Here is a 12,641-nt window from a genome sequence, read left to right on the forward strand (position 1 = left end):
CCACAAAAAACACTCAATCCGCTACCATTATGCTGAAAAACTACCTAAAAATCGCCTATAGAAATCTTCTGAAAAAGAAGGTGTATTCCTTTATCAATATCATTGGTTTGGGAATAGGAATGGCTTGCTGTGTACTCATTTTTATGTTTGTGCAGGATGAGCTTTCTTATGATAAGTACCATGAAAAAGGAGACAGGATATTTAGAGTCATTCACGGTGAGGCGCAGGAAAATGTTGAACCTGATCTTTCCACTTTTTGGGTTTGGGGAAATGCTCCTATTGGTCCCGCCCTGCTGCTGGATTTTCCGGAGATTGAAAAAGTGGTTCAGTTCTCAGGAAGAGCGGATATCCTTTTTACCGTAGGTGAAGAGACGCAGCAGGAAGAGGGGGTGCTTTTTATGGATTCGACGGTGTTTGATGTATTCAGTTGGGAGCTGCTGGAAGGTGATCCTAAGACGGCTTTAGTAGCTCCTTTCAGTGTGGTTTTGACGGAGTCAACTGCAAAAAAATACTTCGGAGATGAGAATGCCGTGGGAAAAACCATGAAAGGGAGTGAAGCAGCCGGTAGATCAAACCCAGGGGATTATACAGTGACCGGAGTCATGAAAGATCTTCCGTCCAATTCCCATTTTAAATTCAATACTTTATTGTCCCTAAGCACTTACAAACAGTCCAGACCGGGAATTTTTGATGCCTGGGGTTATGTGGATACCTACACCTATTTTTTGGCGAATGAGCAGTTTGACCAAATGGCTTTCGAAGCAAAAATCCCTGATTTTATTAAACTAAGAAATGGTGATAATGGACATGGATATACCTTTGTAATCGAACCACTTAAAGATGTGTATTTGCGAACTGATGCTCAGCGTCAGCCGGGTGATACAGGTTCTTTGACAAATATCTACGTGTTCTCCATCATCGGCCTCTTTATTTTGGCTATTGCGATGATCAACTTTATGAATCTTTCCACTGCCCGATCTATGGAGCGGGCCAAGGAAGTTGGCATCCGTAAATCTATCGGGGCTGATCGCCAAAGTCTGATATTCCAGTTTTTGGGAGAATCTCTCATTATCGTGGTGTTGGCAGCCGTCGTCGGTGTTATTTTGACGAACATCGCAATGCCAATGATGAATGATATGACAGGAAAGGTGTTCGAAATCAGCCGAATAGTCAACTGGCAGACCATTCCTACTTTTCTTGTGATCATGCTTGTTATTGGCCTTTTGGCAGGTTCATACCCAGCCTTGGTTTTGTCGGGTTTCAGGCCGGTAATGATTCTCAAAGGAATAAATAAATCAGATGCAAGGGGAGTAAATCTCCGAAAGGGATTGGTAGTTTTTCAGTTTAGCTTATCGATTGCCCTGATCGCCGGGACGATAATAGTTTATACTCAAATGAGCCATTTGCTGGACAAGGACATGGGCTTTGACAAGGAACAAATGGTGGTAATAGATTACAATTATGATGAGCAGGTGAATTTTGTGTCTTCTTCTTTGGAAAACGAGCTGGAGAAAAATCCGAATATTCTGTCGGTTGCTTTTTCACGTAGTGTGCCGGGAAGTCATTTTCCTAATGCCCATACCACTTTGGAAACTTTTGATGGCGAGATGGTGGGACAGGGACAGGCAATATTTCAGGTAGGATTGGACTTCATCGATCATTATGGTTTAGAGTTGGTAGCTGGAAGATCGTATTCCCGGGACTATCCTTCAGATTCTACATCGGCTTTAGTCCTCAATGAAGCAGCAGCGAGGCAATATGGCTATTCTAATCCGGCGGATATAGTCGGAAAAAAGTTTGATCAGTGGGGAAGAGCTGGGGAAGTAATTGGAGTAGTCAAGGATTTTAATTATATCTCTTTACATAATGCTGTAGAGCCATTGACTTTGCCTTTTGAGGCCTATGCGAGTAGGTATATGAGTTTGAAGGTCAAAGGTGAAGACTTGCCTGCCACGCTTTCTCAGGTAGAAGAAGTTTGGAAGCAGCTGGCTCCCCATAGGCCATTTATCTACAGTTTTCTTGACGAGGATTTCAATAAGCAATACGAATCGGATTTCAGGTTCAGGCAGATCTTTACCACCTTTTCTGTATTGGCGATTTTGATTGCCTGTCTAGGGCTTTTAGGACTTGCTACCTACACTGCTGAGCAACGGACCAAGGAAATCGGAATCAGAAAAGTACTGGGGGCAAATGTGGGGAATATAGTAGGCTTGCTATCCAGAGACTTTATCAAGCTGGTTCTGGTAGCGATAGTCTTAGCCACTCCGCTATCATGGTATGCAATGAATAAATGGCTTGAGGGATTTGCGTATCAAGCTCCAATTCACTGGTGGATCTTCCTGATTTCTGGCTTGTTAGCGATAATCGTAGCGCTGGTGACGATCAGTTTCCAATCCATCAAAGCAGCGCTCATGAATCCGGTGAATAGCTTGCGGTCCGAGTAGCGAGAAATCATTGTTTAAAAACACTAAACCTATCTGTCTATGCTACGTCACAATTTTCTTCTGTTCTACAGAAACTGCAAGCGGTTTAAAAGCACATTTATAATCAATTTGATTGGCTTGTCCAGTGGACTGGCTTGTTCTCTCTTGATTTTTCTTTGGGTGAATGATGAATTGCAAGTCGATAAGTTCCATGAAAAAAAAGGGGAGCTATATCAGATATTGGAGAATGTAGAGCAAGGTGGTGAGACTATCACCAGACAATCGACTTCAGGTCCTATGGCAGAAGCCATAGCCAGAGAAATGCCGGAAGTTATTTATGCTGTGACCACCTCAACCAACAGGATTGAAGATTTCATCCTCTCTTTAGAGACCAATGATATCAAGGCAAGAGGACTGTTTGCAGATGCCGATTTTTTCAAAATGTTTTCATTTGAAGTCATTCAGGGGGATCAAAATCAAGTATTGAATGATAAAAATTCCATCGTAATATCTGAAACACTAGCCCATCAGCTTTTTGGGTCTACCGATAATGTAATCGGGAAAATGGTGGAATGGCAGCAACTTAAACAATATCAGGTTACTGGTGTATTCCGGGATATATCGCCCCGATCGTCACTGCAATTTGATTTTGTCTCGACTTTTGAATCATTTAAAGATGATTTTCCAGGTATGGCAAACTGGAGCAATTCAGGCCCCAGTACATTTCTTCTCCTTCAGGAAAACACAGACATAGCCCAGTTTAATGAAAAGATTGCCGACTATGTGAAGGTAAAGACTAATGGACAGAGTGATCATCGAGCCCCTTTTGCCACCAAGTTTTCTGATACCTATCTGTACAATCAATACGAAAATGGAGTTCAAGCTGGGGGACGGATAGAATATGTGAAATTATTCTCCCTCATAGCTTTATTCATCCTTTTCATTGCCTGTATTAATTTTATGAATCTCTCCACGGCCAGAGCTTCTGGAAGAATTAAAGAATTGGGAGTCAAAAAAGCAATCGGAGCCCAAAGAGGAACGCTCGTTTTACAGTATCTGGGTGAATCAACATTAATGGCTTTAATATCTCTAGGTGTAGCCATTTTACTGGTTACACTTTTATTGCCTCAGTTCAATGTAATCACTGAAAAGCAACTCACATTGAACTTCAATTTAGGCTTTGTTCTTACCCTGTTGAGTGTTGTGTTGGTCACAGGGCTGATCGCGGGTAGCTATCCTGCGCTCTATATTTCCGGCCTCAATTCCATCGCAGTATTGAAGGGTGGGAAACTTAACAGTCATATTGGGGAAGTATGGGCAAGGAAAGGTCTGGTGGTGTTTCAATTTGCATTGTCTGTCATCTTAATCGTTTCAGTCTTTGTTGTATACCAACAGATTGAATTCGTGCAAAAACAACACCTCGGCTATGAAAAAGAAAACATTGTGAGTTTTGGAAGAGAGGGTCTATTGAGTGATGTGAGTAAACTGGAGACGTTTATTTCGGAAGTAAAAAAAATTCCTGGAGTTGTTGGAGCCTCTAATATCGGGCACAATATGGCAGGGCATATGAGTGGCACTTGGGGCGTTGAATGGACTGGGAAAGACCCTGAAGATAAAACCGAGTTTGAGAATGTTGGGGTTAACTATGACGTGCTGGAATTGCTTAATATTCAGCTAGAGGAAGGACGGACATTCTCAAGAGATTTTGGTGCGGACTCTTCTAAAATTATTTTTAATGAAGCTGCTATTGATTTCATGGGTCTTACAGATCCAATTGGTAAGAAGATTAAACTTTGGGGAGATGATCGAGAAATTATTGGAGTTGTCAAGAATTTCCATTTTGAATCATTCCATGAAGAGGTAAAACCATTGTTCTTTCGGCTTTCGCAAAATGGGGCTTGGAATATCATGGTCAAAATTGAAGCGGGTGAGGAGCAAAATACACTATCCCTTCTTCAGGAGTTCTATGGAGAGTTTAATCCCGGGTTTTCGCTGGATTATAGATTTCTGGATGAAGCTTATCAAGCCCAGTATGTTGCCGAACAGCGGGTCTCCATTTTATCAAAATACTTTGCCGGACTTGCCATCTTGATTTCCTGTCTGGGCTTATTTGGCCTTGCAACTTATACCGCAGAAAGGCGGGCAAAAGAAATCGGCATCCGAAAAGTCCTCGGCTCCAATGAATGGAAAATTTTGACCCTTTTGACAAGAGACTTTGCAAAAATGGTATTGATCTCGGTAGTTGTAGCAATTCCAATAAGTTATTATCTCACCAAAAGCTGGCTCGATGGATTTGCATTTAAAATAGACCTGGAATGGTGGTTCTTTATCGGAGCAGGAGCGTTGACGATGCTGATAGCCTTGCTTACCGTTAGTTTCCAATCCATCAAAGCTGCTCTTATGAATCCGGTGAAGAGTCTGAAAAGTGAGTAAATTAGTATGAAGTAGTAAGTATCTAGATTCTAGACTCTAGAGTCTAGAACCAAAAGCCTAAATCGACTTATCTATGCTCCGGCACAACCTCCTTCTGATCTTCCGGGGTTTCAAGAAGGATAAAAGCACTTTCTTTATCAATCTAATTGGTCTCTCAACCGGACTTGCCTGTGCCCTTTTGATTTTTTTGTGGGTGAAGGATGAACTGAGTTATGATCAATTTCATGAAAACGATGAACAGCTTTATCAGGTGATGGCAAATAGGCAGTCAGGAAATGGAGTTCAGACAGAAGATTTCACACCTGCATTATTAGCAGAAGCTTTGGCTGAAGAAATTCCCGAAGTTGAATTGGCTGTAACCACAGCCTCCATACAGGGATTTGAAGACATTAAGCTTTCTATTGCTTATGAAGATGTGATCCTAAAAGAAAAGGGAAGATTTGTAGGGAAGGATTTTTTCAATATGTTCTCCTACGAGTTAATTAAGGGGAATCCCGTGCAGATACTGGCCGATAAAAATTCTATTGCTCTATCTGAAACACTTGCACTTAAGTTGTTTAAATCTGTTGAAAATGCTGTTGGAAAGGTTGTGACGCTAAAGGTTAAAGAAGAGGGATATGTAGTGTCCGGCGTTTTCAAAGATTTACCGTCAAATTCATCCCAAAGCTTTGATTTTTTAATCCCTTGGGAAGCGTATAAAGGGTATCTGCAGCCACAATGGTATGATTGGGATGAGTTGTTATATCGAACCTATGTTTTGCTGTCGAAAGGTTCAGATCCTGACCTCGTCAACGAAAAAATTGCTGGTTTTATTAAAACAAAGTATAAAAGCTCTCCGGATGAACTATTTATAAGACCCTATTCCTCAGGATACCTGCATGGGAAATATGAAAACGGCGTTAAGGTGGGGGGACGCATTGAATACGTGAAGTTGTTTTCAATAATTGCCGTCTTCATTTTGGTCATAGCTTCGATTAATTTCATGAACCTTTCCACGGCTAAGGCTTTCAGCCGTGCAAAAGAAGTGGGTATTAAGAAATCGATGGGAGCAGGAAGAAAGATAATGATTCTTCAATATTTGACCGAATCACTGGTAATCACTCTCTTTGCGCTTGTTTTATCCATAGCAGTAGTGCAGCTTCTTCTGCCTCAGTTTAATCTTATGACCGGAAAAAACCTTTCATTGGTCTTTGACTTGAGGTTGTGCATGGCTATTTCTGGAGTTTTTGCCTTTACAGGACTTTTGGCTGGAAGTTATCCAGCTCTTTATCTTTCCGGATTTAATCCTGCACTTGTTCTAAAAGGGAAATTAAAAACCGAAAAGAGTGAGGTTTCTGTTCGCAAAGGATTGGTGGTGTTTCAATTTGCCTTATCTATAATATTTATAGTATCGGTGTTGGTGGTGTACAAGCAAATCGATTTGATCCAGACAAAAAATTTAGGATTTAATAAGGACAATGTGATATACTTTGATTCAGAAGGATTTAAAGGAATTGATCAGGATTTAGCGTTTATTTCAGAGGTGCGTAATATTCCCGGAGTAACCCATGCTTCAGGCACATCGGAGATTATAGTTAATCCGGGTGCTATTATGACTGGAGTTAGCTGGCCCGGCAAAAATCCGGAGGAGGAATTTGTATTTCACGGCGCTGGTGTCATGGAAGGAATGATAGAGCTGCTTGGGATTGAAATAAAAGAAGGTCGCTCATTTTCTTATGATTTTCAATCAGAAAATGATCAGCTAATAATCAATGAAGCCGCTTTGGAACTTATGGGGCTGAAAGATCCCGTAGGCCAGGTTATAGATTTTTACGGCAATGCCGAAATAGTGGGTGTCGCGAAAAATTTCCACTTCCAATCTCTTTATGAGGAAGTTAAGCCGTATGTTTTTTTATTGGAACGTGGAGCTATGCAATTTATGGTGAAACTTGACGCCGGAAGTGCGAAAGAGAGCCTGTCAAAGATTGAAGGAGTTTACAGAAAGTTTAATCCTGGATATAACTTTAATTATAAATACCTAGATCAGGATTATCAGGCCCTATATGAGTCAGAACATCGGGTTGCAGTACTTTCCAAGTACTTTGCAGGCATCGCGATCATAATCTCCTGCCTTGGATTGTTTGGACTTGCAACCTTTACCGCGGAAAGAAGAATCAAAGAAATCGGCATCCGAAAAGTCCTTGGTTCCAGTGAGTGGAAAATTTTGACCCTTTTGACCGGAGATTTTGCGAAAATGGTATTGATCTCAGTAGTTGTAGCAATTCCAATAAGTTATTACCTCACCAAAAGCTGGCTCGATGGATTTGCATTTAAAATAGACCTGGAATGGTGGTTCTTTATCGGAGCCGGAGCGTTGACGATGCTGATAGCCTTGCTTACCGTAAGTTTCCAGTCCATCAAAGCTGCGCTGATGAATCCGGTGAAGAGTCTGAAAAGTGAGTGAGTAGCTAGTATCTATAATCATTGGCAAAGACCCAAAAGTCAAGGGATCAAAAATATATACTTTTGTCTTTAGGGAAGTCAGTTTACATGAGGGAAGTCAGTTCACATGGATTTTCAACCTACTAACTTTTCAGCCTCCCAGCTTTTTGACTTTTTTGATCTGCCCGTTCACGAACGATTTTGTTCGAAATTTTCCTCAATATGGATGTTAAGTAGTCTATGAATAGTCGGAAATGCAGATTTGCACTGGCACAAAACTCGCAAATACAAAAGAAATCAATTCCTAAAATGCATGCTCCGACACAACCTCCTCCTGATTTACCGAAGCCTCAAAAGGTATAAAAGTACTTTCTTTATTAACTTGATTGGCCTATCCACAGGACTTGCCTGTGCCTTACTGATTTTTCTCTGGGTGCGGGATGAACTGAGTATGGATAAGTTTCATGAAAATGATAGCCGTCTGTACCAAGTGATGGAACATCGAATATTGGAAAGCGAAATCGGGCTATCCACTAGGACTTCAGCTTTGACTGAACCAACCCTTGAAGAAGAGATGCCAGAAGTAGAATATGCCGTTACATGTTTTGATCTTAAGGACTATACACTTTCTGTGGATACCAAGGATATTCAGGCCGCCGGCCAATATGTGGGTGAGGCTTTTTTTAAAGTTTTTTCTTTTCCCCTTATACAAGGGAATGAGGAACAGGTACTTGACGATAGAAGTTCTATAGTGATTTCCGAAACCTTGGCAAAGAATCTATTTAATACTACTGATGTGGTGGGCAAAATGATTGAATGGCAGCACGAGGAGCACTACCAAGTAACAGGTGTATTTAAGGACGTGCCCCAAAATTCCTCGATGCAGTTTGATTTTGTGCTGCCTTTTAGAATATATATGGAAGATGCCGGGTGGGCTTCCCGCTGGCGAACTGCATGGCCTCATACTTATGTACTTCTAAAATCTGGAAACGATGTTGATCAATTGAATGAGAAAATGGCTGATCTTATTGAAAGGAAAACCAACGGTGAAGTCACCCATCGTATCTTATTTGCAGCCCCTTACGCTCAGACATACCTGTATGGTAACTATGAAAACGGTAAACAGGCTGGTGGAAGAATCGATTATGTGAGATTATTTTCAGTGATTGCTGTTTTTATACTCTTAATTGCCTCTATCAACTTCATGAATTTGTCCACGGCCAAGGCTTCCCGAAGGTTGAAAGAGGTGGGAATTAAAAAAGCGGTAGGTGCTGGGCGTTCAACCTTGGTTCTTCAATACCTTGGAGAATCTACACTGATGGCCATGTTATCTTTGGTCGTAGCCGTTGGATTAGTGATACTGCTTCTTCCCCAATTCAATCAAATTACCGGTAAACAGCTTTACTTGCCCCTAGATTCATTCCTTATCCTGTCCTTTCTCTCGATTACGTTGGTTACCGGCCTAATAGCTGGAAGCTACCCGGCGTTATACATCTCAGCTTTCAATCCTGCCAAGGTACTGAAAGGATATGTGGACAAATCAGTTGGAGAGCTGTGGGCCAGAAAAGGTTTGGTTGTAGTACAGTTCACCTTATCTATTATCCTGATCGTTGCGGTATGTGTCGTTTATAAACAAATAGAATTTGTCCAGAACAAACACCTTGGATACGATAAGGAGAATGTCCTCTATTTTAATAGATTGGGATCGGCAGAGAATTTGGAAACATTTCTTTCAGAGATCAGAAAATTGCAAGGAGTGGTGGGGACTTCCAGCATTGGCCACGATATGACCGGGCACATAGCTTCTACGCAAGGTGTACAGTGGCCTGCCAAAGCTCCCAATGATATAACTGAGTTTGAGATGATGCCCGTTAACTATGATATGCTGGAGCTACTGGGAATAGAGATGGCGGCAGGGCGAACATTTTCCAGGGAATTCGGTACGGATTCTGCAAAGGTTCTCTTTAACGAAGCGGCAATTGAACACATGGGAGTCACTGATCCGATAGGTAAGGGGGTCAGGTTATTTGAAGAGGAGCGGGAGATTATAGGTGTAGTGAAGGATTTTAATTTTGAATCACTGCATTCAGAAGTGAAGCCAGTAGTAATGTGGTTAGCTCCCCAGAGAACCTCGACCATTGCAGTCAAAGTGCAAGCAGGTAAAGAGCAGGAAACTATTGACCAGCTTAAATCGCTTTTTCAGACATTCTATCCGGGGTTTCCTTTTGATTTCCAATTTCTGGATGCAGAATACCAAGCTCAATACGTAGCGGAACAACGGGTATCTGTACTTTCCAGGTATTTTGCAGGAATAGCTATCCTGATTTCCTGTCTGGGTTTATTTGGCCTTGCCGCATTCACTGCCGAAAGAAGGGTCAAAGAAATCGGCATCCGTAAAGTTTTGGGTTCCAGTGAATGGAAAATCATACAACTGTTGTCGGGTGATTTCGCCAAAATGGTTTTGGTCGCCATTTTCATCGCTTTGCCTTTAAGTTATTATTTGACTTCGAATTGGCTGGAGGGATTTGCCTACAAAATAGACCTACGATGGTGGTATTTTGTAGGAGCGGGGGCATTGACTATGCTGATTGCCTTGGCGACCGTGAGTTTCCAATCCATCAAAGCAGCGCTGATGAATCCGGTGAAGAGCTTGAAGAGCGAGTAGAGTAAGAAGTAGTTAGTATCAAAACTCTAGAGTCAAGATCAAAGATTTTAGATGACAAGAGGTTGAAGATTAGACAACCAATTAACCCTTAGCCTTTAAGCAATTAACCTTTAACCGATTAACTCCTAACCATCGTCTGAAAGTATCAAGTATTTAGAATCGAGATGTTAGAGCCAGACCCATGATTTGTACATACAATTAAGATATTAGATATGCTATATCACTACCTCAAAATTGCGACCCGAAATCTTTGGCGAAACAAGATGTTTTCGTTGATCAATATTCTCGGCCTTTCTATAGGAATGGCGGCATGTCTTCTAATTTTCAGGTATGTGAATTTTGAGCTGAGCTATGATGAGTTTCGCAAACCTACACTATACCGCGTTACAAGCTCAGCATTCCTGAACGGGGAAATGGTAGGGAATCGGGCCCAAACCGCTCCTGCAATTGCTCCCGCAATGCAAAGGGATATTCCAGAGGTAATTCAGGCAGCCAGGGTAGTCCATACTGCTCCATTGATGTCGGATCCCGTTATCCAAGTGGGTGATCGCAGTTTCCATGAGGAAAGGATTTACTACGCTGATTCTTCTTTTTTGGAGATGTTTTCGTATAGCATGGTGCAAGGCAATTCCGGCAATGCACTGTCAAAGCCAGGCTACGTGGTACTGTCTGAGTCAATGGCCGAGAAATATTTTCCCGATCTTGACAGGTTATTAGGACAGTCTATCACCTTTTTTATGGGAGATAGAGGTCAGACGCAGTTAGAAGTCACTGGGATTTTTGAGGATATTCCACACAATTCCCATCTTAAGACAGATTTAATCATCTCCTTCAATTCCATCCCCTGGAATCTCGATGAAGATTGGGATTGGGGAAATTTTTACAATTATGTCGAAGTCTTGCCAGAAAGTGATCCCACAGTTGTAAAGAGCAAACTCGATGACCTATTGGAAAAATACAAGGGAGAAACATTAGCCGAATGGCGAATGGAGGGGTATTATCAGGAATTTGACCTGCAGCCCATCCAGCAAATTCATCTGGATTCAAACTTGGAGGCGGAAGCGGAAGTAAACGGGAGCCGTCGGACCGTCACCTTCCTTACACTTATTGCCTTTTTTATATTGATTATTGCCTGGATCAACTACCTAAACCTGACTACTGCCAAGGCAATAGAACGGGCTAAAGAGATTGGGATTAGAAAAGTGGTTGGATCAAACAGAGCGCAATTGATCTTCCAGTTTATGTCAGAATCGTTTCTGGTCAATTTGATAGCTGCGGTACTGGCAATTGTGGTTTCACAGCTTTTGATGACTCCGTTTCAAACACTCACTTCGGGATACTTTGCCCCGGTATTTGATGCAGAACTGGGAATAGGCATCTTAGGCTTGTTTTTGTTAGGGACTTTTTTTTCGGGAATTTATCCTGCAGTGGCATTATCGTATCAGCCTGCCCAGATGATTAAGGGAAGTCTTCCAAACTTCAAAAATGGAGTTTTGTTGAGAAAAGGCTTGGTTGCCTTTCAATTTGCTACTTCCATTGCTTTGATTGCAGGTACCCTAGGTGTACGTGAACAGTTGGCTTTTATGCAACAGCAGGACATGGGGATGAATATAGATCAAACCCTTATCGTGAAAGGGCCTGGCATCAAGGATTCTACTTACCAAAACCAATTGAACTTTTTTAAAAGCGAAGCACAAAAACTGCCCGTAGTGCAGAAAGTCAGTGTATCATCCAATATTCCGGGACAACAACTGAGCTGGGCCAGAGCCTTTTATAAACCTGCGGAGCCCGAGAACAGGCAAAAAGTTCATATCATCGCAGTGGATGAGGATTTTTTTGAATTATATGGTACTGATTTCTTGGCAGGCCGCAGCTTTTCGCATGAGTTTTCTTCTGACCGCGGAGCCGTCATTTTTAATGAAAGAGCCATTAGGCAACTGGGATTCAACAGTCCCGAGGAAGCGGTTCAACAAACGGTCATCTGGGATGAAGCGGATAATGATCAGCACTCGAAAGAAATTCTTGGGGTAATCAGGGATTTCAATCAGGAATCCTTACACAAAGAAGTTGGGCCTATGGTCTTTGCTCTGAAAGAGTATCTGAATGCCCCATGGGCGGGGGAATATTATTCTCTCAAAATCACAGCTACTGATTATCCAAAGGCATTAGAACAAATACAAAGTAGCTGGGAAAAAGCATTTTCAGGAAGCCCATTTGACTACTTTTTTCTGGATGATTATTTCAACAACCAATATCAATCGGACAGGCAGTTCGCAAAAGTTTTCAGTCTGTTTGCCGGTTTGGCCATATTGATTGCATGCTTGGGGCTTTTTGGCCTATCTTCTTATATGACCTTACAGCGTAGCAAAGAAATTGGGATAAGGAAGGTATTAGGAGCAACGGTCTTCACTGTGGTAAGTATGCTTTCCGGGGATTTTCTAAAACTAGTGGGCATAGTCAGTATAATTATCCTTCCTGTCATCTACTTCTTTATGCAAAAATGGCTGCAAAACTTCGCTTATCAGATGGAGATCAGCTGGTGGATGCTGATTCTGCCCGTGGTGCTGGTCTGGTTTATGACCTTGGTGACCATTAGTTTTCAAACGGTTAAAGCAGCTCTTATGAATCCGGTGAAGAGTCTGAAGAGCGAGTAGATTAGTATCAAGTATCAAGATACTAGATCATACAGTCAAGAACCA

The 12,641-nt window shown here is 41.8% G+C and carries 5 protein-coding genes; all 5 read left to right on the top strand.

Features of this window, described 5'->3' with window-relative positions; all coding sequences use genetic code 11:
* Window positions 1-29 precede the first annotated feature (29 nt).
* Window positions 30-2,444: an ABC transporter permease gene (locus SYJ56_RS07050; protein ID WP_323832943.1), complete on the top strand. Its 2,415-nt coding sequence runs from the start codon at window positions 30-32 to the stop codon at window positions 2,442-2,444.
* A gap of 39 nt (window positions 2,445-2,483) precedes the next feature.
* Complete coding sequence (locus tag SYJ56_RS07055) at window positions 2,484-4,856, top strand: ABC transporter permease (RefSeq protein WP_323832944.1); 2,373 nt, start codon at window positions 2,484-2,486, stop codon at window positions 4,854-4,856.
* 73 nt (window positions 4,857-4,929) lie between these two features.
* The gene (locus SYJ56_RS07060) at window positions 4,930-7,299 is read left to right on the top strand and encodes an ABC transporter permease (RefSeq protein ID WP_323832945.1); all 2,370 of its coding nucleotides are present in this window, start codon (window positions 4,930-4,932) and stop codon (window positions 7,297-7,299) included.
* 291 nt (window positions 7,300-7,590) lie between these two features.
* Window positions 7,591-9,942 carry an ABC transporter permease gene (locus SYJ56_RS07065; RefSeq protein ID WP_323832946.1) on the top strand — a complete coding sequence of 784 codons (2,352 nt, stop codon included), beginning with the start codon at window positions 7,591-7,593 and terminating at the stop codon, window positions 9,940-9,942.
* A gap of 212 nt (window positions 9,943-10,154) precedes the next feature.
* Window positions 10,155-12,596, top strand: a complete 2,442-nt coding sequence (locus SYJ56_RS07070; protein ID WP_323832947.1) for an ABC transporter permease — start codon at window positions 10,155-10,157, stop codon at window positions 12,594-12,596.
* Window positions 12,597-12,641 lie beyond the last annotated feature (45 nt).

The organism is Algoriphagus aurantiacus, assembly GCF_035156405.1.
Lineage (GTDB): Bacteria > Bacteroidota > Bacteroidia > Cytophagales > Cyclobacteriaceae > Algoriphagus > Algoriphagus aurantiacus.